A 25,938-nucleotide genomic window follows, 5' to 3' on the forward strand; every position below is an offset into this window, starting at 1 on the left:
GTTGATGGTTTCTGACCAAGGCGATGAAGTCTTCCCGTTGGAGTTACTGGGCTCTGGCGACGTAGCCTGCGTTGTCGAGGTGCTGGGGGATGCTGTCAAAGTACACCAACTTGCTGAAATTGGTTTGCGCAAAGGCTGCTCGATTCGTATGATTCGTCCTGGACAACCCTGCCTTCTAGCGATCGAAGGCCGACGGCTCAGCCTGCGGCTCAATCATGAAGTGGATATCTTGGTTGGCACGACCAAACTCGAATACTAGTCGGCACGCCAACACAAGGCTATGGACAACCAGAAGATGACATCAATTCGCATATTGGACGAGATATACGCGACGCGCAAAAAACTATTGACGGCTCGCAATGGTGCTGGACTGAGCTGATGCCAACTCTCGCGGACATTGGTGTAGGAAAATCGGCCGTTGTCGAAGAGATTGTCGGCGACGATGCGGTGGCGGCCCGAATCATGGAAATGGGCGTTACAGACGGTGAAGTGTTGAAAGTTGTCGGTATGGCTCCGCTGGGTGATCCGTTGGAGATCGAAGTTTGCGGCTACCGACTATCGCTGCGCAAGAGTGAAGCCGATCGCATCGCGGTCCGAACCGCTCAGGAATCTGATGTGGACTAGTGCGTTGTCAGCTCAGGAACACGGCCGCTTAACGATCGCCCTGATGGGCAATCCCAACACGGGCAAGAGCACATTCTTCAGTGGGCTATGCGGTGTACCAGCCCGGATAGGCAATTACCCAGGCGTGACTGTCGAGAAGAAGCTCGGTAGCTATCGGGACAGCGAAGGCTTGGTGACGGTAGTTGACCTACCCGGTACCTACAGCCTGACCGCACGCACGCCAGACGAGAAAGTCTCGGTAGATGTGCTACTGGGTCGCGTAGCTGAGGTGCCCAATATCGACGTCATTGTGCATGTTGCCGACGCAACCAACTTGGAACGCAATCTGTATCTGTTTACTCAATTGCGGCAGTTGGGCGTGCCGCTACTGCTGGTCCTGAACATGTGGGATCGAGCTCAAACGGGCGTGCAGTTAGATGTCCGACAACTCAGCCAACGACTGGGCGTGCCCATCGTCCAGACCTCGGCCAACCGGGGCCAAGGTCTGGACGAAGTTCGACGGACGCTACGAGAACTATCAAGAACACCACCTAGCGCAGCTCCCGACCTATTCCCTGTCGAGTTTCAGCATGAATGCCGCCAGCTTCAACAGTGGCTCGAGGCACGAGGCCATTGGCTACCCGATTTTGCAGTCCAACGGCTGATTTTAGATACAGAGGGCGCTCACGCAGAGCAGCTCGGTCGGTTGCCCGAATTGTCCGAACTAAACCAGCAACTGATGGCAGTGCGGGGGCGGCTGTTGTCCACTGGCCAGCGCGTACCAGCCGTAGAAATCAAATCTCGTTACAAATGGATTCGCGCTCAGTTGGCAGACATCTATCAACCTGCCCTGCGAGCCGAACATTCCACTTCAGATCGCATCGACCGTTGGTTGACACATCGTTGGTCAGGGTTTGCGTTCTTCGGTTGCTTGATGTTTATCATCTTCCAATTCATCACGCGCGGAGCCAGCTGGCTGTCGAGCTGGATCGATGACTGGCTTGTGTCAAGCTGTGCGTCATTGATGGAGTCATCAATGTCGCCGGGCATACTGCGGAGCTTACTAACCGATGGGGTAGTGGCCGGTGTGGGTTCCGTGTTGGTCTTCTTGCCCATTATTCTGCTGCTGTTCTTTTTTATCGGACTTTTGGAAGATTGTGGCTACATGGCCCGCGCGGCCTTCGTGATGGACAAGCTGATGACTCGCTTGGGCCTGACCGGCAAATCGTTCTTGCCGCTAATGAGTTCATTTGCCTGCGCCGTTCCAGGCATCATGGCAACTCGCGTAATCGAAAGTTGGCGCGATCGAATGGTCACGATCTTGATTGCTCCGTTAATGAGTTGTTCGGCGCGGCTCCCCGTCTATGCGCTGATGATTACCGCCTTTGTACCGGACAAGACGTGGCTGGGCGGTTGGATCGGATTGCAGGGGCTGGTGTTGATGGCCATGAGCATGACTGGCTTAATGGTTGCCATTCCGGTTGCCTGGCTGCTGAAGCGTTTCTGGTTTCGCGGGCAGCCCAGCGCTTTTGTCATGGAGCTGCCCAGCTACAAATTGCCGTCGCTGTGGGTTGTGGTCCAGCGAGTATGGGAGCAGGCTTTGGCGTTTATGACCCGCGCCGGCACGCTGATCTTTTGTACGGCCATTTTAGTGTGGGCCGCCGGCTATTTTCCAGGCGATCATCGACAACTCGACCAGCTTAATGCGCGTATCGAATCGGCAAACTCAGACACAGATTCGAATCAATTGGAACTGTGGCAATCCCAGCGCCGTCAGTTGGCCGCTGACCTGATCGAGCACAGTTGGCTGGGACGCTTCGGCAAGACCATTGAACCATTGGTCAAACCGCTGGGGTGGGACTGGAAGATTGGCGTTGGCGTCATTGCTTCGTTCCCGGCACGCGAGGTGATTATCGCCACGCTAGGTACCATTTATTCGCTGGGTGGCGACGTGAACGAAGAGGACAGTGGTCTGCACGCTGCGCTGCATGCTTCACGCTGGCCGGACGGACGCCCGGTGTTCAACTTGGCGGTTGCCTTGTCTGTCATGGTCTTTTTCGCCTTGTGCGCACAGTGTGCTGCAACGCTGATGGTCATTCGCCGCGAAACCAATTCTTGGTTCTGGCCCGTGTTTACCTTCGCCTATATGACGACGCTGGCCTACTTGGGGGCGCTGATAACCTACCAACTAAGCAGCCGTTGGTTATCGTGATATAATTGTAGCGTCGCAATAGCACCCAGCCGTAACGAGCATTGCCAGACGGTGGACCATTTTCCCCATCGTGCTCGCACTGCACCGAATCAACGAAAGTATCGGATGGATTGGCAATTCTTGATATCGCTTGTAATCGTAGGCCTCTGTGCCTGCCTGGTTCTGCGTCGCGGCTGGCGCTGGGCATGCGGAAATTCACAGCTTGGCTGCGGCAACTGCAGTCAAGCCAGCGACACTACGACTGCACCGCGCATCAAACCGCTAGCGCAGATTGTGCTGCCCGAAACTAAGCCACCGATATCGCGCTCGCCCGGTGAACACTCCTGTCGTTGATCTCCGATAACATCCGATCAACGGCTAGGATTAAGTTTTTCCCGCCGACAGAAGCTCGATACGCCGATTCGCACAATCTATTCCGTTGGACTTGGCAACAGTTAAGCACCAATTCGGGCAACTAACATCGCCAATCCGATGATCAAGGCGCAGACGCCAAAGCTGACCGCTACTCCCCATAGGTCGGTCGCTGTTGGTTTTTGGAATTCCAAGTTTGTCCCTGGAAACAGCTTGCGGTGCTCCAGACTGGCGGGGTTAGCGTAGGCAACTTCCAAGTTGTGGCGATCGACTTCGGGGTCGGGATCGACTGGCGTCTTCATCTTGGTGTAGTAGCGGTTCAGTACGCTCTCCGGCGGACGCCGCGTCATCCAACTGACCAAGATCATCACCAGAAATGGCGTAATGATCTTGGGCGGCAGTTCCAGTGTATTCAAAACTGCTGTGGACTTACTGGCTAATTCGACGCCTAACCATTCGTACAACAAGAAATCCAGGCGCAGTGAGCCCTTACCGCGAAAACGAGTGCCCGGTGGATAACTGAGCCATGTTTGCGTAACAGAATCGCTGACCAACTGTGGTTGACCAAGCGGTTCTGGTCGAATGTGTGGGGCGGGCTGTCCCTGTGCATCAATTGGCTCAAGGCCATCTGGCCAATAAATGCCTTGACCTCCAGTGCGTTGCGTGACAGACACGGGATCGCCCACGGTCAGTTCACTGGGGCGCGCTCCAAGCTTCTCCAGCGCCTCGAACTGCTCTTCAGGAGATTGCCCTTGAGCTGCAATTGCGTCGGCTGCGGACTGCCAAGCGGCGATGGTCGCCGAGCGGCGTAACACGTCGGAAGGTGAAGCGGCATGGACTGTAACGGTTTCCACAATTGGATTCATAGCGGTCCAGCGCGGGTCTGTTCGCAGCGCCGGCACTGCCCAGGGACCAAGAGTCGGAATGACAAAAAACAGCAGTGCGCTATAGGCCACCGTCACCCAGGCGGCTGTCAATGTGGCTCGACGCCAATACAGGCCAATCCAAAATGGAGCGGCGAACAGAATGTTGAATACCCAGGTCAGCTGAAGCTGCTGAAATACATTCATGTAGAACAGCGACACGATGACCGCCCCTGCGACAACGATCGTGCCGGTAATGCGTGCCACTTTGAGATACTGAGCCTCACTGGCCGTTGGATTGATGTAGGGAGCGTAGAAATTGCGAACGACCAGCCCTGAGCCCACGACCATGTATGCATCCACGCTACTCATTAGTGCCGCCAGCAAACAGGCCAACATCAAACCGCGCAAGCCGGGCCCTAACAGTTCGCGAGAGGCAATCCCCCACGTCTTGTCGGGATCAAGCATCAGCTCGGGATGATCTGCGTACAGCGCCAGCGCGATCAGCGCAGTCAGCACCCAGCCCACGGTGCAGAATCGCTTGAGAAAATTTCCCGACACCAATCCAACGCGGGCGGTCTGCTCGGTCTTGGCCGATCCGCCACCCGTGGCGATAAAATGCGGCTGAACGACGATGCCGATCAGATTGATGATCACGACAGCGATAATGCGATGTAGCGGGAATTCGCTACTGCTGGTTGAACCAACCATGTGAAAATGTTCTGCTGGAAGCTGTTGGTGAATATACGTGAAACCGGCCATCAACCCTTCATTGGCTGGATCCCCAAACTTCACTACCAGGGCATGCAGTCCGTAAGGAATCAAAATCACAGACAGTAAGATAATGCACATACCTTGCACCAAGTCGGTGTAGTAAGCGGCGTGTAAACCGCCCATCACACCGTAAAGTAGCACAACCAAGCCGATCGTTGGCACCAAGATCAGCTCGATGGGGTAGGACTGTCCGGCCAGCGAAAACGTAGTCACACCCAGCAGAGGTGAGGCTACCTTGCCGATAGCAGAAAACAGCATGGAGCCATACACCATGTAGAACAGAATTCCGAATACGCAGTAGCCAGCACCTAAGGCTCGCGATTGGTAGCGTTCAACAAACCAGTCTCCCAACGTTAAATGCCGCATGCGGCGATGCCAAATGGCGGTGATCCAATAAAAAGGAGTTACCAGCAGCCAGTACATCACGCTCCACATACCGCTCATCCCGCCGGTGAAAACGGTGCGAGCCGTGTTGACTGGATCGCTGGAGCCGGTACCTGCACCGAAGGCGGCAAATGTTTGCAGCAGTTTGCCGAACGACCGCCCTCCCATAAAGAAATCGGCTTGCCCCTGTATACGCCGCGAACTGTAGAGACCGATTAAAATCATGACCAGAAAATAGGTCAATAGAACTAGGTAGTCTAGAAGGACCATCGGACACTCGGTAGGAAGTTATGAGGAGCGAAAGGTGAGGCATTGAAAATGGTTGCGACTAAAGCAATGCACCGATGAACTGTGTGGCGATCACTGCCCGCGGGATCTTAGCTACCATCACCATCTTGGTACATTTCGACAGTCATGTTCTGGCGAATTCTGCTTCAGTTGACGCTCTGTTGAGCGAAGCTACCGAGATGCAGAGTATGGTCGTGCTGGCCCTAGCGTTTGCTGCTGGACCGACGAGCCCCGATTGTAACGGGTAACTGCAGGGTTGCGTTGCCACGTCGCACCTTCAAGACGGCGAAATCGCCAGGTGCATAAGCCCGAATCGTGTTTTCCAAATCTTGGAAAGTAAGGACCGAATGTTCATCGACACTCAGAATCACATCACCTGGCAGAACACCCGCCAAGTCAGCCGGACTTTCTGGCTCCACCCGGGCGATTTCGGCACGATCCTGGTTTTGAGAATTGCCAACCACGCCAATGTAAGGCGGATCAAATCCCGGCAACACACCCCAGGCCTTTTTCTGCACCAACTCTTTCCAATCGCGACTAAAGACATCGATGGGGACATGCATATTCTCGGAAATATCGGTGCCGATCCGCGAATGAATACCAACCAGCTTTCCATCCAGTGTGAACAGGGGGCCCCCGCTGTCACCGCCAATCAAAGCGCAGTCGGTGAACAGCGTATGCGAGTCTTGTCGCCTGAGGATGCGACCGACGCGAATGACCGCCCCACGCTCAGGTTGCCAACCGCCAGGATGTCCAGATCCAATGCACCACTGGCCAACTTTCAAATGCGAGCTTCGTCCCAACGTTGCATGGGGCAACGTTAGTCCTTGCAGGTCGACGATTTGCACAAGCCCTGCATCCTTATCACGATTCATGCCTAATGTCTCAGCTTTCAGCCGTCGTCCATCGTGCATGATCACAATCGCAGAGCGTCCTGGCCCACCGGCCACGTGAGCGGCGGTCAAGATGTAACCCTCGGCGCTGATGATCACGCCACTGCCCTGCGCGGTGCCCTGCTGTATATTGACTGTTACTTGTTTGACAGCTTCAGCCACCTTGGACTGTTGAAGCTCTAGTGCCCGTAACTCAGCCAGCGTCGTCGGTTCTTTGCCATCAACAATTCGCGTGAGCTGTTGACTCAGCGCGACGTAAGTCATTCCTTCATGATCCGCGCGATCACTCGTGGCACTGGCCGGCAACACCGCTTTTCTAGTCGCTCGACCATCACCGGCCATTAAAGACGAAGCCTCTGTCGATGGCTCGGCAGTCTCATCTGTTGGCAGGTCGGTAGTGTTTGGTATCGACTGCAGCTCAAGCGTTGGCGACGTGGGTTGCTGGGCAATCAAGCTCGCGGCGTGTTGCGCGCCAAGGGTCACAGTACTGGCCAGCACGACTAGCCAAGTGTGACGAAACCCTTGCCAAAACTCAAACTGTTGCCAATTGCGAATAGACATGGAAAAGACTGTGCTGGTTCGCTGGTGCCACGATGAAGGTTGATTCTGGACCGCGAGATGGGCGAGTCGACTGGTGGATTGATTATTCGTACAACGGCGACAAAATAAAAGACGCTCCGCCAGAGAATTGAGCCAAACTTCATGATTGGCCGACGAACAACCTGAATCGATGCCGAAAATGCCGGTTAGGCTGCCTCTGCGCACTTACCCCACCCTACAGAGGGGACGGGCCAACGATGACGACCAAGTCCATGATCAAGGCACTAGGATGTCGCACTACTGGGTGAAATAGTCGATTCGGGGTTGCGAAAACGGCTATCGTTGAGAAGACTGATAGGTCTTGCAGGTGAAGGCAGCTATCCACAGGGCTGGCAGTTGACCCCAAGTTTCTACCTCGCCCTGATCCGTTGAGAATGATTTTATAATGTTCAAGCGAGGCGTTCACGCCGTTGTGGGGCTTATTGTCCCTCTGCTATTGGTTGCTACTGGCGTTGGGTTTTTTCTTGCGGTGAAGGCCCCTGAGCCAGCCAAGATTCCCAAATTGGGTTCGGACGAAGCATCGCTGCTGTCCGTCATGCCCGCCGCACAGGTGGAGACTGTGCGCGCATTGACTGATTCGCTGGATATCGCTGCATCGGGCGTGGTCGTTCCCTACCGAGAAATATTGCTGGCTGCTGAAGTGAGCGGTCGCGTTGTCGACAAGGACATCTCGGTGCGCCCCGGTAATCACGTTCATCAAGGTCAGGTGCTGCTGAAGATCGACCCTCGCGATTATGAGTACGAGATCGAACGTTTGACTCAGCGTTTGAACCAGGAACAAGTTGCCTTGCGCGAAAATGAACAGGAGCTACAGAATACGCAGCGGTTGCTGGAATTGGCCCAAGCCCAATACGAACTGGCTGAAGCCGATTTCAAACGCACGGCCGAGTTGAAGCAAAACTTTGCCAGTCTAGCTGAGCTGGGCGCCGCGAAACAACAGATGCTCTCTTCCATGAATCAAAGGGTCACGTTGACCAATCAAGCCGACAGTCTGCGGACTCGCCGCCAGCGCCTTGAATTGGCCGGTCGAATGGCCGAGACGGAATTGCTGCAAGCCAGACTGAATTTGCAGCGTACCGAAATCAGTTCGCCTGTCGACGGTATCGTTGTTCGCGAACAGATCGAGCGCGATTCGTACGTCCAGCGGGGAACGAACTTGCTGACCATAGAAGACATTTCCAAAGCTGAAGTGTCGTGTAGCTTGCGGATGGATCAGTTGTATTGGATTCTGGACCAGAACATAGTCAGCCACGATCGGCAACTCAACTCGACTTTGGCCACGTTGCAAAAACCACCGCCGGTCGAAGCCGAAATTGTGTTCCGACTGGGCGGCCGGCATTCGGCAGTCTACCAATGGAAGGGCAAGCTCGATCGCTTCGACGGATCTGGCCTGGACCCTCAGAACCGCATGGTTCCGCTACGTATCGTCGTAGACCGACCCAGTGAATATTTGCTCAACGGAACTGCGCCTGGCGAATCTTCGATGTCGTTGGTGCGAGGCATGTTCGTCGATGTGATCCTGAAGGCCAAGCCGGCCACACAATTGATGTTGATTCCTAAACTCGGAGTCAAGCCGGCCACCGATGCACACCGCGTTTGGAAGTTTGAGCCCGACAAGAGAGCTTTTGAGGTCGTCCAGGGGCGCCATTCCAGCCAGTCGACCGATGACGGCGGCCAGCCGTCGGATCCATCCAAGCAATTGCGTCCAACCTTGGTCAGCGATCGAGCTGGCGACGATACCAACCCCACGGCACCCAAGCGGCCTGATCCAGAACGATGGCAGGCTGGATTCTTGAAAGTTCTGGAGGGTGTTGAAGTAGTTGGGGCTTACATACCTCCGGATCAACCTGACAAGGAATACTTGGTGTGTGATGTAGGCCGGGCTGACATTCATTCTGGCGACTTCGTGGTGGTTACACCAATACCTGGGGTAGAAACCGTGGAAGTGCCAATTCGAGTCACCAAGGAGAGTCTGACTCCACCTCCAACGACCACTGCCGCTCAGTAATTCACGTTTCGATTTGGGCTCACCGAGTCTGAGAGCAGACCCCCTCGCTTCAGGTTTGATGGCGGTGGCAGCGTACAAGCCTACGTTCTTGGCGACCGCAGCTATCTGCAAGAGGTAACCTTTCCATGTCTGAGCGCACTGTGCAGGATTGGTTTAGTCTCTTAGGGGTTGGGGCCAGGGTTGTCCAAGACACACTGCGAGTTTCTGATTTACGCGACAAGCTACTGCGAATTGATAGCACGAGAATTGATGGCGAGTTCAATCGCAACCAGCATTTGTCAGGCACCCTCGATCCCACTGTCTCCCAATCGATTTTAGATTTTGGCAAGCGACCACTGTTGCAAGCTGTGAGTCGCCCGATGATGGGTTGCCAGTTCGAGATACTGCTCAATCAGCACCAGTATGCGACTGGAGTAGACGCCGCACTAACGACACTGCAACTGATCGAACATATTGAGAATTCGCTGAGCGTCTATCGACCGCACAGTTACGTCAGCAAGGTTAACCGTTTCGGAAGTCTGCGACCCGTCTGGGTGGACCAGGAGACGTTACAGTTAGTACATCTGGCCATCGACGTCCATCGCTGGACGGGCGGTGCCTTTGACGTAACGGCCGGAAGTCTGTCGGAAGCCTGGGGGTTTTCTCGCCGTCAAGGCTCCCTGCCATCCCCAGAGCAGATTCAATCCGCATTGGCCAAGGTTGGCACTCAGCATTTGCAAGTTGACGATGACTCCAGCACGATTGCACTTTCGCAACCCGGAATGTGCATCAATACCGGAGGCATCGGCAAAGGCTACGCCTTGGATCGTGCGGCCGAACTATTGTTGGAGTCCGGCGTGAATGACTTTATGATTCACGGTGGCCTGAGTTCCATTGTAGCCTATGGTCGTCGCAGCGGTCCGCTGAGTAACGGCTGGAAGGTGGCATTGAAGCATCCTTGGCGATGGGAAGAAACGCTTGAGACATTTACGCTACACAATCAAGCGTTAGGAACGAGTGGGTCGGGCAAGCAGTACTTTCACTTCGGCGGACGGCGTTACAGTCATCTGATTGACCCGCGCAGTGGTTGGCCGGCCGATCAAATGATGAGCGCGACCGTGATCTGCCCCAGCGCGGCAGTGGCCGACTCACTGGCCACTGGACTGTTCATTCTCGGACCCCAGGCCGCGCGCGATTTTTGCCAGCAGCATCCTACGATCCGCGCGATCTTGGTTTATACCGCCCCAAAGTCAGGCAGCCAGAAAATCGAGCACTGCAATTGGTCGGACCAATAAGCCGACATCTCGACACAGGTCAGGCACCATTGTCACGCGGGGAAACCCACTGTCATGGCGACCGTAGCTAGGTGCGCACGTGGCGACCATTACTACGCACTGCGCCACAGACAGAAATGCGGCGGTTAGGCTCCAACAGCCCTTGTTTGCATAGCCGCTGGAATCGGGCAGTAGCAGCCGGCAAAGTCAGCGGACTGGTCCATCGTAACCCGCAGCCTTTGGTTATTGACGATTCCTGAAGCGCCGCTGCCAGACAGTGATAGGTGATTCGATACTGAGTAACGGAATGACGCACACTGGTGATTGAGTGTTCTACTTGAACATCAAGCTTGTATCGTTCCCAAATACGCTGTTGAATCATAGCCGACTGACGTTTTCCCATGGATTGGCTTATTTCACTTTCCAACTCGATCCACGGCAAATCCCACAATCCCTCCCACCACTGCCCAGGCTGATGACAGTACATCAAAAACCGCTTGCGACCGTTCCAAATCAATAGCCCCACGTGAGTGAGCGGTTGGGGCTTTGGCTTGCTCGACTTGGTTGGTAACTGGTGCTCCAGTCCCTGGCGGCGGGCGGCGCAGAACTCATGAACGGGACAACGATGACATGCAGGCTGAGCGGGAGTGCAAATTTGACTACCTAATTCCATCAGCGCTTGATTGACGCGGCCCGAGCCACCACCGGGTGGCAACAGCGACTGGGCAAATCGCCACAGTCGTGACTGCGACGTCACCGAGTCGACCGGTTCGCGCAGCGCCATCAAACGACTGAACAGACGCTGAGTGTTGGCCTCGACGATAGGCGCTCGCCGGTCAAACGCCAACGAGGCAATGGCCCCAGCCGTATAGCGACCAATACCCGCCAACGTTTGCAACTGGCTGACTTGATCGGGAAACTGGCCAGCGAATTGCTGGACAATCTGTTGAGCGGCCAAGTGCAGATTTCGCGCACGGCGGTAATAGCCCAGTCCGGCCCACAGCTGGAGAACCTCTTGCTGATCGGCCACTGCTAGTGAATGCACATCCGGAAAACGCTGGACAAAGCGCTCAAAGTAAGCCAGCACGGTGGCAACCTGAGTCTGCTGGAGCATCGACTCGCTGATCCAAATGCGATAGGCATCCCGCGATTTTCGCCACGGTAGTTGACGATGGTTGGCGGCGTACCAACTCGTCAATTGTCGGCGAAACTTCTGACATTCTGCCTTTGAATAATGGTCATCCATGCGCGACAGTTCGCTATAAACTTTCTTCTTGCAGCAGAGCACTAAGGGTCAACTCGATCGACCCCACATTATCGGGCTGGGGCTGCAATCCTGGCACTCGAAAACGACCCTGGGGAGGACGCAGCACACGTAGCTCAACACTTTGACCTGCTTCATAGTTACCTAGCTGCTTTCGGAGTTCGCTGAAGGTCTTGATCTTGGTGCCGCCGACTTCCAAGATCATGTCGCCCGGCTGAATGCCGGCTAGCGCTGCGGCCGAGCCTGGCGTCACTTGCTCGACTACCGCTGAAGTCTGCGTGGATGAGATTCCTAAGAAACCACCTGCGCCTCGAAATATTTCAACGCCATTAAAGTGCGCACGCAACTGTTGTTCGCCGCGCAGGCTGACCTGAGTACCATACAGACGAATCGACTGGCTGATGGGCAGCTGCATCAGAACGGGCAGAAAACTGTCGTCCACTTTGACGTACGACAATCCCAGATGCTCCAAGCGCGTCAAATACCGAAACTCCAACAATTGCTCGTGCGTCAAGGTAACGCCACGCAATTTAATGGCTCTCAATGATTTCAGTTGACTGATGCTGGCGATCGCCACGGGACTGATCTTAGAGCCGTTAAGGTAGGCTACCTGAATCGACTTGAGGTATCGAATCCAATGCAAATCGCTGTCGCTGCCCTTGAAGTCTTCGTCGATGTGCAGCGATAGCGGCGTATCGGCTTGATTGATGGTTCCGTTGATACTAAAGTTCTGCGGACCGATGTAGGCGCCTTGATAGCTCAACATCTCAACCGCCTTCTCTTCTTGCAAGTCAGCAATTGCGCTCAGACTATTGATGGCGGTTCGACCGACACTGGTGGCTTGATTGGCCAAAGTGTTCAATGTATCCGTGGCCGCTGAGCTAATCGAAAGGTCAGTATGCAGGGCCAGTCCACTCAGTAGTTCCACCAACTGAATTCCAATAACGGATTCGACGTGCAATATGCACCCCTGAATCTGCTGCAATGTCAGCTGCGGATGTGACTCGAGCAGGGCACGGGCCATTTGTCGCGAGCGGTAATTGCGGTCGCCCAAGCGTTGAATCTGCTGATCGATCAGTAGGGCTATTTCATCCGCATCCGCTGGAGCCAGCGCGGCGGTCGACGCTGCGCTGCCTGAATCCAACGACTGCTGTCCGAACGCATGTATCCCCCAAAATGGACTACAAGCTGCCATGACAATCCACCCGGCCAAGGTGAGCGCCCCGGTCGCCAACACCGGGCAGACCCTGACCGGTTTGCAGCAAGGCTGCACGCCGCATGAGTCGCTGCGATGGACGACCGGCAATTCAGTCACTGGCAGTATTCCTTGTCGATAATGGGCGACTGTGGCGCTTGGCAACCGCGCTGAACTGCGCCGCCACCGGTCGCAGGTGAAAATTCTTCAACTGAGATTTGAGTATCGCTTCAGCTTTCGGTCAAGTGTCGAACGTTCGATTCCCAACAGTTGCGCAGCCTTGCTCTTACTGCCCCCGACTTGCTTGAGCACTGCTAGAATGTGACGGCGTTCCATATCTTCAAGTGAACCCAGCGGCTGAACATCCGTGAGCAGCTGACTGACGGTTGTTGATTTTCCTTCCTCTAACAAACCTAAATCATCGACGGTCAGTGTGCTGCCTTGGCCAAGTACAACGGCGCGCTCAATGGAATTTTTTAATTCGCGGATGTTTCCGGGCCAGGAGTGCCTTAACAATCGCTGCAGCGCTGCCGGGTCAATACCTACCAAACGTCGATTGGCGTGAGGAAGATACAGCTTCAAGAAGTGCAGTGTCAAATCTGGGATGTCTTGAAGGTGGTCTCGAAGGGGCGGAACCAGAATCTCGATGACGCGTAGCCGGTAGTAGAGGTCGGAGCGAAAGAGCCTGGTCGAAATCGCCTCTTCCAGGTTCCGATTGGTGGCTGCAATCACACGAACGTCGGCCTCAATTCGATTATTTCCTCCCAATCGTTCAAACGCGTGTCCCTCTAGTACTCGCAGGAATTTCGACTGCAATTCGATGGGCATTTCACCGATCTCGTCCAAGAACAGCGTGCCCCGATGAGCCGCCTCGAATTTGCCAATCTTGCGCTCAGAGGCCCCAGTGAAAGCACCTTTTTCATGACCAAACAGCTCGCTTTCCAACAGCGTCGGGGCCAGCGCTGCACAATTCAGGCACACCAGTGGTCCCTGCCGGCGCTGACTAGCCTGGTGAATGGCCCGCGCCACCAACTCCTTGCCAACACCACTTTCTCCACGAATTAGAATCGTGGCCAACGAAGGAGCGGCGCGGGCAATGGACTGCTTGAGCTGTTCCATTGAAGGCGAACTGCCCACCAATTCCCATTGGACTTGAAGCTGCTGTTCAAGTTGGCCAATCTTTCGCTCCCTGGCGGCCAGTTCATCTGCCAATTGTTGTTGGTGTTGTAGATTGTGTAACGCAATGGCCAGATTATCGGCAACACCCACTGCAATGTCTAAGTCCTGCGTGGTCAGAGGTCGCTGATCGGAGTGCGTATATAAATGCAGCAGCCCCAAAATTCGATCGGACGCCTGGGGCGAGCGCAAACAAAGCGGAGCACACAAAACGCTGTCTGCGCCGTGAACTCCGGACACACTCGGCGCAGTCAAATCCGAGTCGTCATCGACGTTGCGCGCTAAGACGGCTTGCCGGTCCCGCAACACATTGCGAACTAAAAAATCGCTGACGCGATGATAGCTGCGTCCCGGCGATTGACGGATCGCTAACACCGCCAGTCGATAGTCTACCTGTGATTGATGGTTGTTGGTCGAGCCACTGGGCGTGTCACGCTGAGCCGGCTCATCAAGCTTGACGACGCCGCCGGCCGTCAATTCAAGTTCGGTCAGCAGATGATCCAGTGCTACAGCGGCAGCTTGGTCAGCCGACTGACACTGCGCAAGCTCAAAGATCAGCCGATAAAAAAAGTTCCACTTGTCATCGCGATCCGATTTGGCCAACGGTAACTCGAATTGACCCGACCACTGCGAATGCGACAATCGCTGGACGATGACTGGCGGTTGGCCACCGTCACGTGTTGCCTGTACATCACTGGCCGGTTCATCGATCTGGCCCGGAAACAGCTCTGACAGCTGGAAGGTAAAGGTCATGTGACAACTACCGACCGTAATCCGCTCGCCGCCGGTCAAAGTCTGCGGCCCTGCAATCGTTACACCCGCTACCTGCGTACCGTTGCGCGAGCCCAAATCGGCGACCTGCCACCCCCCCTGGTGGCGCGAAATCTCTGCGTGACGGCGACTTACTCTGTCTTCCTGAACCACCACTTGATTGTCTGAGGAACGGCCGATAGTCACAATTTGGTTGTCTTGTAGCCTAAGGATATCGGTCCAACGATTGCCGGATTGGATCACGAGATAAGCTTGAGAATGTGAGGTTGTTTGTTGCATTGTTTACCCATGCCAAGTAGTCTTAAAGAGACTTGGCCAACCCTGCCTACTACTAATGTTTACCGCATTTCTCAGGGAATGCGAATCTTCCCTCAGTTTAATCTCGCTAGAAGAACCTCTTCGGAGTCGGTACATGTTCACAGGTCATTTTACCTGGTTTAATAGGCTGGTAGTTGTGGTCGCGGCTCTTTCTTGCTGGCCGCTGACGGTACAGGCTCAGATTACTCCATTTCCTAGATTTCCTGTAGTCGGCGGAGTCAGCGTTGACGCCCAAGGCGTAGTCCGTAACGCTACTTTGGCCGAGCGTGCCGAGGTGCTCGATCGGCTTCGTAAAACCGCCCAGTCACCGACAGGCAAACTAGTTGATTCCGTGAGCCTGCGCATGGTTTCACTGGTTAAATTGCAACGACTGTTGGCTCAAGCCATTAGCGAAGGTTCGCAATTGCCGGACGACGTACTTTACTTGGCAGGCTTGCAGCGAATCGAGTATGTCTTTGTCTATCCTCAAGCCACGGACGGTTCAGCGGACGGTGACATTGTGTTGGCGGGGCCCGCCGAAACGTGGACCATTCGCGATGATGCCAGCGTCGTGGGCAAGCAGAGCGGACGTCCAGTCCTGCGGCTTGAAGATTTGCTGGTTGCATTGCGAAGCTCCTCTGACACACGCGATCAAGTAATTAGCGTGTCGATTGACCCTACTCCCGAAGGCCAGATGCGGCTTGAGAAGTTGCTGTCACGGATTGGAAGCGGTAGCGGATTCAGCCCATCGACTGCCGAGCCGGCCCTGCGCGAAGCTTTTGGGCCTCAGCGTGTGACCTTGACAGGGCTGCCACAGAATTCGCGAATGGCGCAAACGCTGGTTGCAGCCGATTTTCAGATGAAGCGTTTGGCAATGAACCTGACGTCCTCTCCGATAAAAAACCTTCCTAGCTATTTGGAGATGATAAGAAATACCGGTGCTCAGCGGGGCGTCCAACCACGCTGGTGGATTACCTGCGATTACGACTCGATTGCGCACAGCCAAGATCGGCTCGCTTGGAAGATCTCAGGTCGAGGCATCAAGACCTTGACCGAAGATGATTCTGTAGACGCCACTGGCAACCGCGTCGGTAGCGGCAACGTCAGCAAACAAGCACAGCGTTGGGCAGATATGTTCACCGAAAAGTTTGACGAACTGTGTGCCCTGGAGCCAGCTTTTGGCGACCTGCGAAGCATCATGGACCTGAATATCGTGGCGACCATAATCAGCAGTCAGCAGTTACAACAGTTGTCTGGTTGTGATTTGTCGTTGCTGCTCGGCCAGTCGGATCAGCCATTGCCCACCCCCGAGTGGCAGGTCCCTAAATGGCTCGAGCCGCAATGTAGCTTCATTCGCGGTCAGGCCGGCTGGACAATATCAGCCAGTGGCGGTGTGGAGATCAATCCCTGGAAGATTGTCAGCCAATTGGCAACTCAGGATGAATCAGTCAAGTCGATTCGCTTGCAATCTGCTGCCAGCGGCCAACAGTGGTGGTGGGACTAGCGTTTGGTAGCAGTGTCCGCCGGAAGTTACAGCCACGTTCGCTTAGAACGTGAAACACTCCTGTAGGGTACTGCGGTCACGGCCAGTGTAGCTGACCTGCTCCGTTTTACTGGTGAACGTGGCTGAAGACCTCCACGTTTTCGACGAACGTGACTACAATGCCTGCACGTTCTGGCGAACGTAGCTACCATCGCGCTGCAATTCGCTCTGTTACCACTGACGACGAGAACCGTTTCATGACTCAAACTGTGAGTTCAACTACCAATCGACGCAACTTTCTGAACACGACTGCCGGTGCTGGCGCAGCAGCCCTGATGGTACACAGCTCGGTGGCGGCCCAGGAGAAACAGCACACCCTTCGCATCGGCGTTGTGGGATGCGGTGGTCGAGGCACTGGAGCTGTCGATGATTCGCTCAGCATTAACGAAAACGTCCTGTGGTCCGCAGCGGCCGATGTCTATCCCGAAAACTGCGCCAGTAAAGCCAATCAGATCACTCGACGGCATCCCGAAAAAATGGACTTGCCCGCTGACCGCATGTATGGCGGCTTGGATGGCTACAAGCGTATCTTGGACGATCCACAGATCGACGTGGTGATCATGACCACGCCCCCGGGATTTCGGCCCTACTATATCTTGGAAGCCATTCAAGCTGGCAAACATGTGTTCGCCGAAAAGCCAACCTGCGTCGACGTAGCCGGCTATCGTGTGTGCCTAGAGGCACATGAGCTAGCCCTGAGCAAAGGACTAGGGATTGTGACAGGTACCCAATACCGTCGTCAGACCAACTATGTAGGGGCCATCGAGCAGATTCGCGCCGGCGCCATTGGCGACATTGTCAGTGCAGTCAGCCGCTATTGTGCAGATGGCATTTGGTATCGGCCTCGCAAAGAGGGCATGAGCGATGTCGAATACCAGATTTACAATTGGATGCACTTCATTTGGCTCAGCGGTGATCAAATCGCCGAACAGGCGGTTCACAATATCGACGTGATGAACTGGGTCATGGGTGGTCCACCCGAAGAGGCATATGGTTCCGGCGGTCGATTTACGCGACCCGAAGATAGCCAAATGTGGGACAATATGGCGATCGACTATGTCTATCCCGGTGATCGCCTGTTGTCATTTATGTGCAGGCAGATTCCGCGCACCGATGGCTACAACAACAACGTGATTTACGGCACCCAGGGCACCTGCCACATCGCAGCGGGCAACGGTGGCTCGAAAATACTTGATCGTACCGGCAAGGAAATCTGGTCGATGAAAGGCAGCATCAGCCAAGCATATCAACAGGAACACAAGGACTTGATCGACTCGATCCGCGCTGGACAACCGATCGTCGAACTGAAGGAAACCGCTGATAGCTCGCTGACCGCCGTCATGGGACGCTTAACAGCTTACTCGGGACGCCGGGTTACCTGGGAGTTCTTGACCCAAAAGTCAACACTCGATTTATTCCCGAAAGATTTGGATTGGGCTGGCACGCTACCTGAAGTCAAATATGCAATTCCCGGTCAATCCGAATTGTCGTAGAGTTTGGACCGATTGAACTTTGATCCATATCATGCACTGCGGGACTGTCCGTAGAGCTTTCACGAGGTGTGACATCGAGTATGTTGCAAGGGCCAGAAATCTGGATGCGCCAAGCATGTGGCGTGCTCCTGGTGGCGATTTTAGGATATTTTATTTGCTCCGCCCCCAAACGCTGCGTGGCAGATGAAGTCGTACCAGCCGCGAATTCTCCTGAAAGCACCTCAATCAACCAGGCAACAGCGACGGCCAGCAGCACACCTGTACCACCCAAGCAATACACGGCAGAGCCACTGTCACCGATTGAACAATTAGTGCTGGTACTGAGCAACGCAACGGACACTCACGGGCAGCGACAGGAGTCTTTGGTTTTTTTAGGCAGAACCAAGAATCGCGGCTGGGAGGCTGTGGGTATCACTGACAAAGAAGAGCTGAGATTGCATTGGCGCTCCGTTGCCGACCGACTGCTACAGCCTTACACCCAGGCTGGGCTGAGCGCCGAACAACTCGAAAAAATCGACTTGGCGGTCGAACTTTCCATCGTGCAGTTTCAGCGACTGTACAGCCAGCTACGCAACGACTTTCTGCATCAACCCGATCAAGCCTCGCGCATCGCCGTACTCGCCAGCGACGACCGCTACGAACGACTGCGGCAACTTGGCCGCGATGGTCCGTTTGCCAGCGATTCCCTAGTGGCTCGGGTTATCAACACCGTGCTCGCGCGCCAGTAACTTGCTAGTTGCCCAGTTCGCTGGCCAGTTTATCCGCGCCATAGACCCGCTGCAGAGCATGTTTGATGGCCATACCGGAAACGGATGTGGCTCGCATTTGTCGATCATCAAAGGTGTAGTTGGCAGTCAAGGATTGAATGTTACCGTCGAAGATCAAACCAACCAATTCACCTGCGCGGTTTACTACAGGACTTCCCGAATTACCGCCGATGATGTCGGCAGTGGAGACGAAGTTGAATTGGACGCTGGGATCAATCTTGTCACGACTGATCTTCCAAGATTCAGGCAACACAAAGTCCGCTTGGCCACGATGTGCGGCCTCGTGCTCAAAAGTACCACCCATCGTTGTCCAGGGTGCGAGCCACATGCCGGCCTGTTGGTATCCTTGCACCGTACCATACGCCAAACGGAGTGTGAACGTTGCATCGGGATAGGTAGAGGTACCGTTGATTTTGAATAGCGCCTCGGCAATCTTGGCGTAGGCTTGCTTCTCCTGCTCGTTCAGATCTTCGTCCTGTTTGCGATACCGGCGGTGATCGGCATCCAGCAATCGCGCCAACTCGATCATCGCATCCGTGCTAGCAGCGACTGCTTGCGGACCTCCGTGGACCAAGCGTTTTCTGGCCTCGAAATCAGCCAGTTGACAACGCGCAACTAAATCGGCCGCTCGGTCGGCTGGGCTCATACCATGCATGATCTGTTGACACAGAGGATCGTCAGCTCCGCGAGCTTCCAGCAGCGATGACAGCGAATCGGCGATCAGCCAGCTTTCCAGGTCAGCATAGATCGGCGCTGCGCTGTATAGCTGCTGTTCCAGCGAAGCACGACCGGCATCCGCATATTCATGCAGCCTCTCACCTGATGGCTTCTGATCCTCCGCCACCAGCTCCACTATTGTCCTGGCGATATGAAACAATTGACTATTCACGACTATATCCTTGCCAAGCATGGTCGATCGTTGCTGCACGATACCGGCGATGGAGTCAATCGCATCGGTTACTTGTGCAAGGGTCGTATCTGCCTGGGCCGTGGCGATTAACCTCTCTTCCGCCTGTTGCTTGGCCTGCATGAGCTGCGGGTCTTGCAAACCACCCAGCATTCCCAAGTAGGCCTTACGCGAATTTTGCACGCCGAACAGATCATCTTTGGCGCGTCGCGCATGCTCGACACCTCGCAAACTGAACTGTTGTAACGCAATCTCGCGGCGTCGGAGCATATTCAGCACATACGGCATACGATGGTCACGCAAATACTTCAGCGCCGCTGTGGTGTAGATGCGATTGGTACGCCCGGGATTGCCCGATACGAACACCAGCTCACCTTCAGTCAATGGCTCCGCCGACCACCGCAAGTAGTGCTCGATCTTGGCGGGTTGATCATTCTCGTACACTCGCATCAGGCAAGCATCCAAGCAAAAGCGCGGGTATTCGAAGTTATCGGCATCACCGCCGAAAAAGGCGATAGCTGACTCGGGAGCCCAGACTAACCGGACATCGGTATAACGCTTGTAGCGATACAAGTGATAACGACCGCCGCCGAAAAGTGTGACCACATCGCTGCGCAGTCCGGTTTGATCCAATGACTCCTTTTCGATCTCAGCAATGACCGCCCGCCGCGCCGCCACCGCTTCTGATGTAGACATCTGCTTGGTCACCGCGTTCTGGACACGCTGCGTGACGTCTTGGATGCTGACCAGTTGATTCAACTCCAAGTCAGGAGCCTTTAGCTCATCGGATCGGCTGTGCGCTAAGAATCCATCCTGCAAGTAGTTGTATTTTTCGTTCGACAACTTAAACAGCGTGTCCGATGCCACATGATGATTCGTCAAAACCAGACCCTGACTGGATACAAACGATGCCGAACCGCCAACGTTGAAACGAACGCTGGACTTCATCAAATGCTCTGCCCAGCCAGCGGGCGGCACAAAACTGTGTACGGTTTGGAGGTGCTGCGTGGGCAGTTCACTGAATAGCCACATTCCCTCGTCAGCCAGCGCACTGAAGCTACCAGGCACCAAGAACAACAGAATTAACAGCCATCGACCCATTCGTATATGCATTTCAAGCTCCTACCGGAAAGTGACATTTACGCTTCATCCAAACTCGGTCCAGATCGTGGCGGGCCGGCGCAAGTTGTTCAAGTCGACTCTGCCGTTCCTACTATGCTTGAAGATGCCTCTCGAAGGAATCATTCCTGCTGCATCGGCTTGCTGCCCCACCCTGCCTCACCGCAACGCTTACCAAGTCCCCAGTTGCACAACCACGCTGGCTCGACACCCGCCGGTGGCTCGGTTAGCCAGTTTAACGTGGCCACGATGAATTTGCGCTAGTCGCCGGGCCTTGGTCAATCCCAGTCCCAAGCCACGCCCGGCCTCTCGTCCACTGTAGTAGGGATCGAAGCAATGCTTAAGAGCCTGCTGGCTCAGCCCCGCACCTTGATCATCAATCTGTACCGTCAATTGATTGTCTGACCGCCCGGCCGTCAAACGCACGGTCTGGCCCGGTAGCGACGCCTCGAGAGCATTGCGGAGCACTGCCCAAATGACCTCTTCCAGCAAGCGTCGATCGAGACTCACAATGTCGGTCAGTTGCCAGAGACAGTCGAAATGTACTTGCCTGAGCCGCGCCCAGTCGGCTCCACGTTGCTGGACCTGGCTACCGAATTCTGCCAAGTCGACATCCTCCAGCCGCAATTGGGGAGTCCGAGCGACCAGCATCAAGTCACCAAGCATCTCCGCGCCCCGCAGCGCGCTGTCCAGAATGGATTCCAACAACAATCGATCAGAATGCTGATGGCATTTTTCCAGCAGCACTCCTGCCCGCGCCGCAATATTGGCCAGCGGATTGTTTAGTTCGTGGCTCAGTCCATATGCCAGTTGGTATAGTACTTCGCACTTTTCGTGCTCCAGTTGACTAGCGTATGCACGTTGCATACCTCGCAAGCGCAGCGCCGTGTGCGCCGCCTGCCTGACGGGTTGGGCCTGCGGCGAGTTCTGCGGAAGCGACCCCAGTGCGCCAAGCAGATCATCCCACGCTATCGGATCCTCCCAGAACTGCGCCTCGTTCCAAGTCAGCAGACCATCAACGCTGGGCAAGCGTCCATTAGTTGGCACCCTGCCTCTGCGGTCGTCAACCGTTCCAAGCGGCCCGCCTGCGTCTGCTGGTATCGCAATGTGGCATAGCCAAGCTGCGCAGTCAGCATCCGAGCGGGCCAAGTCGGCTAAGTGACTTTTGGCAGCAACGTCTAAGTACTGTGGACTATCGGCAGACAGCGAGCGTAGCAACAGGCCAACCAACTGATGCCACGTTTCGGCCGAGAAATGAATATCATTTAGGGTATGACGAGTCACAACAGGGAGACACTAATGCGCCACCGGCCGGTCAATCTCCAGTAAATCGCAAACTCTTTCGATCAGTCGATCGACGGTAAATGGCTTTTGCATAAAGTCATCGGCACCGGCGGCGCGGAGGCTGGCAACTTTGTCTTGCTCTATCATCCCCGAAATGCAAATGATCTTGACCGAATCGAGGGTACTGTCGCTACGAACTCGCTGGCAGACCTCTTTGCCGTTGATGTCTGGCAGCATGACGTCTAGAACAACCATGTCTGGTCGGAATTCTTTGACTTGCATACCGGCCGCAAAGCCATTGTTCGCGGTGCGGATATCGAAACGACCATCCCGCGCGAAAGCGTCGGCCATCAAATCCACCAAGTCTTGTTCGTCATCGACAATCAGCAGCTTCTTCTTGCCATTTTCGAGGGCATCCGTGGGAATGCCGTTGTCTCTCATGAAAGAAAACAACTGGTCGCGAGGAATTCTTCGAAATCGGCTTCCGGGAACTCGAAATCCCTTCAATGTCCCGTTGTCAAAACAGCGAATAATCGTTTGCTGACTAACTTTGCATATCTTGGCTGCTTCACCTGTCGTAAAGACTGTCTTGGTTGTCGACATTGGCTCCCACCATCCTTCCTGATCGACGGTTGCCACAGCCAAGCTATCGAATCAGACCAGAGAATCCTAAGTGGTCTCTTCCCTGACCCCAGCTCCGCCTTCAGCAAACCGACTTACCGTGTGTTGCGCAAAGAACACAGATCGAAGACCAACCCCAATCTGCTTGTGTTCTGTATCCCTCAGCATTTTCCATCCTGACCAATCTTGCCAGAATTGTCAGAAGTGCGTTGGATTATAACGATTGGGCTGTTTGGGTCAATACCGATAGATTCTACGCAACATTAGAACAGATAGGCACTTACGACAATCGCAGTTAACTGCCTTAAAAATTCCTCCTAAATTGCGCCCACTTCACATTCTGCTTGAACATGACAATTCAAGCACTGAGCTGCAATTGACAAACCGCACCGGTCAACCAAAGTGAGCAACTTGGAGAGCCGCGTGCCCATCAGATGAGGCCATACGACCTTTGGTAACCGCGCGGGGCGATGCCCGCGCGGTTAAACCAAGAAGCTCATGCACCTTTGCTGAATGTTACTCGGTTGCTGAATGTTACTCGGTGGGAGATGAATCCCGCAGCTCGCGCTTGTTAGCAAATTGGGCGTGCGCTTCGGCTCGCTTGCGTTGCAATAACTTGCGCTGCGCATCGGTCAACACCTCCTCACAAGCCGCTAGCTCTTCCTGCTTGAGCCGATCCAGTTGCTGTGTTAGTTCCTCTATACGCTGACGAAAGTCGGCTTGAAGCTCCCGAATTCTGTCTCGCTGTTCGGGATCTACCAAGCCTGCGAAATACCGAGGCAAACGGCCTACCGGTGCCTCAGGCAACGCGTCGATATCCGTTGCTTGCTTTGCAGCTCGCGGCTTGCGAATCTTGACGCTCTTGCTGTTTGGATCAGGCGTTCCGGGTACCTGATCGCTCTCATTCTGTAATTCCGCCGCTTTAGTGGACTCTGATTTTGCGCCTAAGGGGATTGTTTCCCTAGCGGTCACTTGAGCTGCGTTCCAGCCAAGCCCCCAAACTGCCACTATTGCCAAGACTGCCAAAAATCTCGATTTTTTGCTGACCATACGGGACATGCTTCCGCTCCTACAGCAGATGTATGCAATTCGCGTCGCCAGTCAACACGAGCCAGCGATGAACTGCACATTGGTAGTCGCGGGCCGAACGCATATTTTTGACGGACTCGGAGATTTTTTTCCAAATTTTTGGTGTGACCCGTTCGTCGTCTCGACCAGCATGTCATGGGCGAAATACCTACGAGTTTGTGCGGTCACATTGACCTGTTGCCAGAGGCTGTGCTACAGAAGTATGCCGCTATCAATGGCTCCTGCAATCAATCAGTGCTCCCAGATCAGGAATAATCTTGGACGACACCCTCACTACAAAAACTCCCAAGTCAAACCAACTCAGTGGCCGACCAACCGGATGGCGGAAGGCGATTCGGGTGACCAGAAGAGTTGCAGACTCAGTCCTTAATCTACTGGAACTCTGGTGGAACAAGTCGGCCTTTCCGGGCCAACGTTCCGAAAATGCTCCAGCCGCTGACAACCACCGCATGGCTTGGCTTGCCGGAGTAGCCGTGATGACGCTGGCCGCAGTTTCAATCGGCCACAGCTTGAATCATCCGCTGTTTGAACCCGACGAAACGCGATACGCCCAAATCGCTCTGGAAATGTACGAGACAGGAGACTGGACCGTTCCAAAAATTAGTGGCCAAGCATACATGGATAAACCGCCCATGCTCTTCTGGTCGATCGCGACCAGTTACCATCTGCTGGGCGTGTCTCAATTTGCGGCTCGTGCGCCGGTAGCGTTGGCTGCATGGCTAACGATACTAACCACCTACGTCTTGGGCAGAAAACTATTTGGCACGGGAGCTGCGGTCGCCGGAACTTGTTGCTTGCTGTGCACTGGGTTGTTAGCCGTCGCTAGTCGATTTTTACTGACCGATGCTATCTTGACGTTTGCAACAACGACAGCCTCGCTGGCCATGATCATGGCATTGCATCGCGAATCCTCTCGAAGCACCGGCCTGTGGCTTATCCTGGCCGGAGTGGCAATCGGTCTAGGTATATTGACTAAGGGTCCAATCGCCCTTTTGTTAACGATTCCTCCTGTGGGCATCTATTATCGCCTGAGCAATCAGGTGCGTCAGTTGCATCATTGGCATTATCTTGCGGTGCTCGCTCCCGCCCTGTCGCTGCCTGCCCCCTGGTTTGTGCTGATGCTATTGAAGCAACCCGGCTTCATTCAGTACTTCTTCTGGAAGCATAACTTTCAGCGTTTTACGGACACGTTTCAGCACGAGCAACCTTTCTGGTTCTATCTGCCGATTCTGTTAGTGGCCATGGCCCCAACGACTTTTCTAATACCAGCCGCACTGCGATTCTTGACGTCATCCCAACCGCTGGTCTGCCGAATGCGGTGCCAACCCCTAGGCGCTGTCCTACTTTCTGCAAGCTGGGTTGTATTCTTCTTTTCACTGTCCGATGGCAAGCTGCCTGCCTACATTCTACCAAGCGTTCCACTGCTGAGCTTGGCGATTGCCGTCTGCCTGCACCGCGCGTGGGTTGCGCAGCGGAGTCACCAGACACCGCCTGCGAACTCAACATTGATATCCGGCCAAGCTGCTGCCGTTGGGCCCATTGTGCATTGGTCGCGTCAAGGCGCGCGGATTGGCACACTGCTCGTACTAATTGGCGGCTTGATCTTGATCCCGCTACATGGTTACCTGGCGCGACAACTGACTGAGACAGCCATTATTTTTGGATTGCTGGTAACGGCCGCTTTGGTGTGGCTGAAGTGGTTTGCTCCCAGCAATCGGCGGTGGCTCGACTGGCCATGGGGTTATGCAATGGGTGCGAGCCTGCTGGTTGGTTACTTCGGATTCGGTCAAGTGTTACCTCAGTTTTCCTATTGGCGTAGCGATTTGCAGTTGGTTCGTCAGATGCTCACCAGCAATCCCACACAAACAGTCGTGTTTTATGATCGTTTGCCCAACGCGTTCCAATTGGAATTACCGGCGCACACCAGCGTCATCACGGCTACTTCGCTACAGGAGCTTCAGGCAATTGCAGCCCATCCATTAGGAGCGATTCTTCTGACGGATCGCCAAGAAGTAGCACAACTCAGAGCCGAAGCGGCCGACACGCTAGACTTCCAGCAGTGCCCGGGACATCGTGATATGTTCGTCATCAGAGCACCTGAGCCGGCCGGAACCCATTCCGCATCGGCTCGACCGATCCCCGCCAGATAGGTCGCGAGGAACGGTTGATCGGACAAGATTGTT

At 54.7% G+C, this 25,938-nt stretch carries 18 protein-coding genes; 9 read left to right on the top strand and 9 right to left on the bottom strand.

Translation table 11 applies throughout. The annotated features are described in order from the left end of the window. The first annotated feature begins 4 nt into the window (after positions 1–4). The 3 genes from KF752_14790 (at position 5) to feoB (ending at position 2,815) form a co-directional block, all read left to right on the top strand. A complete protein-coding gene (locus KF752_14790) occupies positions 5–259 on the top strand; it encodes a ferrous iron transport protein A (protein MBX3422818.1) in 255 nt (84 codons plus the stop codon). A 119-nt stretch (positions 260–378) separates the two neighbouring features. Next, positions 379–624, top strand: a complete 246-nt coding sequence (locus KF752_14795; protein ID MBX3422819.1) for a ferrous iron transport protein A — start codon at positions 379–381, stop codon at positions 622–624. Beyond that, on the top strand, positions 614–2,815 hold the full coding sequence (gene feoB, locus KF752_14800) for a ferrous iron transport protein B (GenBank protein MBX3422820.1): 2,202 nt from the start codon (positions 614–616) through the stop codon (positions 2,813–2,815). The genes KF752_14795 and feoB overlap by 11 nt, the downstream gene beginning before the upstream one ends. A gap of 434 nt (positions 2,816–3,249) precedes the next feature. Here the strand turns inward: feoB and KF752_14805 are convergent, their stop codons facing one another. Both KF752_14805 and KF752_14810 read right to left on the bottom strand, forming a co-directional pair. Further along, the gene (locus KF752_14805; protein MBX3422821.1) at positions 3,250–5,457 is read right to left on the bottom strand and encodes a sodium:solute symporter family protein; all 2,208 of its coding nucleotides are present in this window, start codon (positions 5,455–5,457) and stop codon (positions 3,250–3,252) included. A 221-nt stretch (positions 5,458–5,678) separates the two neighbouring features. Then, entirely contained in the window at positions 5,679–6,929 is a 1,251-nt protein-coding gene (locus tag KF752_14810) for a trypsin-like peptidase domain-containing protein (protein MBX3422822.1), read from the bottom strand. A gap of 424 nt (positions 6,930–7,353) precedes the next feature. Between KF752_14810 and KF752_14815 the strand changes: the two genes are divergently transcribed. Beyond that, positions 7,354–8,976, top strand: coding sequence for an HlyD family efflux transporter periplasmic adaptor subunit (locus tag KF752_14815; GenBank protein MBX3422823.1), 1,623 nt, complete (start codon positions 7,354–7,356; stop codon positions 8,974–8,976). A gap of 125 nt (positions 8,977–9,101) precedes the next feature. Then, positions 9,102–10,250, top strand: a complete 1,149-nt coding sequence (locus KF752_14820; GenBank protein MBX3422824.1) for an FAD:protein FMN transferase — start codon at positions 9,102–9,104, stop codon at positions 10,248–10,250. A gap of 67 nt (positions 10,251–10,317) precedes the next feature. On the opposite strand, the gene mutY is transcribed toward KF752_14820, so the two are convergent. The 3 genes from mutY to KF752_14835 form a co-directional block, all read right to left on the bottom strand. Next, the gene (mutY, locus tag KF752_14825) at positions 10,318–11,475 is read right to left on the bottom strand and encodes an A/G-specific adenine glycosylase (protein ID MBX3422825.1); all 1,158 of its coding nucleotides are present in this window, start codon (positions 11,473–11,475) and stop codon (positions 10,318–10,320) included. A 13-nt stretch (positions 11,476–11,488) separates the two neighbouring features. After that, a complete protein-coding gene (locus KF752_14830) occupies positions 11,489–12,808 on the bottom strand; it encodes a PDZ domain-containing protein (protein ID MBX3422826.1) in 1,320 nt (439 codons plus the stop codon). A gap of 87 nt (positions 12,809–12,895) precedes the next feature. After that, the gene (locus KF752_14835) at positions 12,896–14,914 is read right to left on the bottom strand and encodes a sigma 54-interacting transcriptional regulator (GenBank protein ID MBX3422827.1); all 2,019 of its coding nucleotides are present in this window, start codon (positions 14,912–14,914) and stop codon (positions 12,896–12,898) included. Between the two features lie 133 nt (positions 14,915–15,047). Here KF752_14835 and KF752_14840 point away from each other — a divergent pair, with 133 nt between their 5' ends. From KF752_14840 to KF752_14850, 3 genes are all read left to right on the top strand, one after another. Then, on the top strand, positions 15,048–16,436 hold the full coding sequence (locus tag KF752_14840; protein MBX3422828.1) for a DUF1598 domain-containing protein: 1,389 nt from the start codon (positions 15,048–15,050) through the stop codon (positions 16,434–16,436). 158 nt (positions 16,437–16,594) lie between these two features. Next, positions 16,595–17,968, top strand: coding sequence for a Gfo/Idh/MocA family oxidoreductase (locus tag KF752_14845; GenBank protein ID MBX3422829.1), 1,374 nt, complete (start codon positions 16,595–16,597; stop codon positions 17,966–17,968). Positions 17,969–18,048: 80 nt separating this feature from the next. After that, a complete protein-coding gene (locus KF752_14850; GenBank protein MBX3422830.1) occupies positions 18,049–18,696 on the top strand; it encodes a hypothetical protein in 648 nt (215 codons plus the stop codon). A 4-nt stretch (positions 18,697–18,700) separates the two neighbouring features. Here KF752_14850 and KF752_14855 read toward each other — a convergent pair whose 3' ends face one another. From KF752_14855 to KF752_14870, 4 genes are all read right to left on the bottom strand, one after another. Next, entirely contained in the window at positions 18,701–20,743 is a 2,043-nt protein-coding gene (locus tag KF752_14855) for a S46 family peptidase (protein MBX3422831.1), read from the bottom strand. A 189-nt stretch (positions 20,744–20,932) separates the two neighbouring features. Next, on the bottom strand, positions 20,933–22,045 hold the full coding sequence (locus KF752_14860; GenBank protein ID MBX3422832.1) for a HAMP domain-containing histidine kinase: 1,113 nt from the start codon (positions 22,043–22,045) through the stop codon (positions 20,933–20,935). Between the two features lie 12 nt (positions 22,046–22,057). Then, a complete protein-coding gene (locus KF752_14865; GenBank protein ID MBX3422833.1) occupies positions 22,058–22,648 on the bottom strand; it encodes a response regulator in 591 nt (196 codons plus the stop codon). A gap of 552 nt (positions 22,649–23,200) precedes the next feature. Beyond that, positions 23,201–23,725 carry a hypothetical protein gene (locus KF752_14870; GenBank protein ID MBX3422834.1) on the bottom strand — a complete coding sequence of 175 codons (525 nt, stop codon included), beginning with the start codon at positions 23,723–23,725 and terminating at the stop codon, positions 23,201–23,203. 368 nt (positions 23,726–24,093) lie between these two features. Here KF752_14870 and KF752_14875 point away from each other — a divergent pair, with 368 nt between their 5' ends. After that, positions 24,094–25,905 carry a glycosyltransferase family 39 protein gene (locus KF752_14875; protein MBX3422835.1) on the top strand — a complete coding sequence of 604 codons (1,812 nt, stop codon included), beginning with the start codon at positions 24,094–24,096 and terminating at the stop codon, positions 25,903–25,905. The last annotated feature ends 33 nt before the right edge of the window (positions 25,906–25,938 follow it).

It is taken from the genome of Pirellulaceae bacterium (genome assembly GCA_019636385.1).
Lineage (GTDB): Bacteria > Planctomycetota > Planctomycetia > Pirellulales > Pirellulaceae > Aureliella.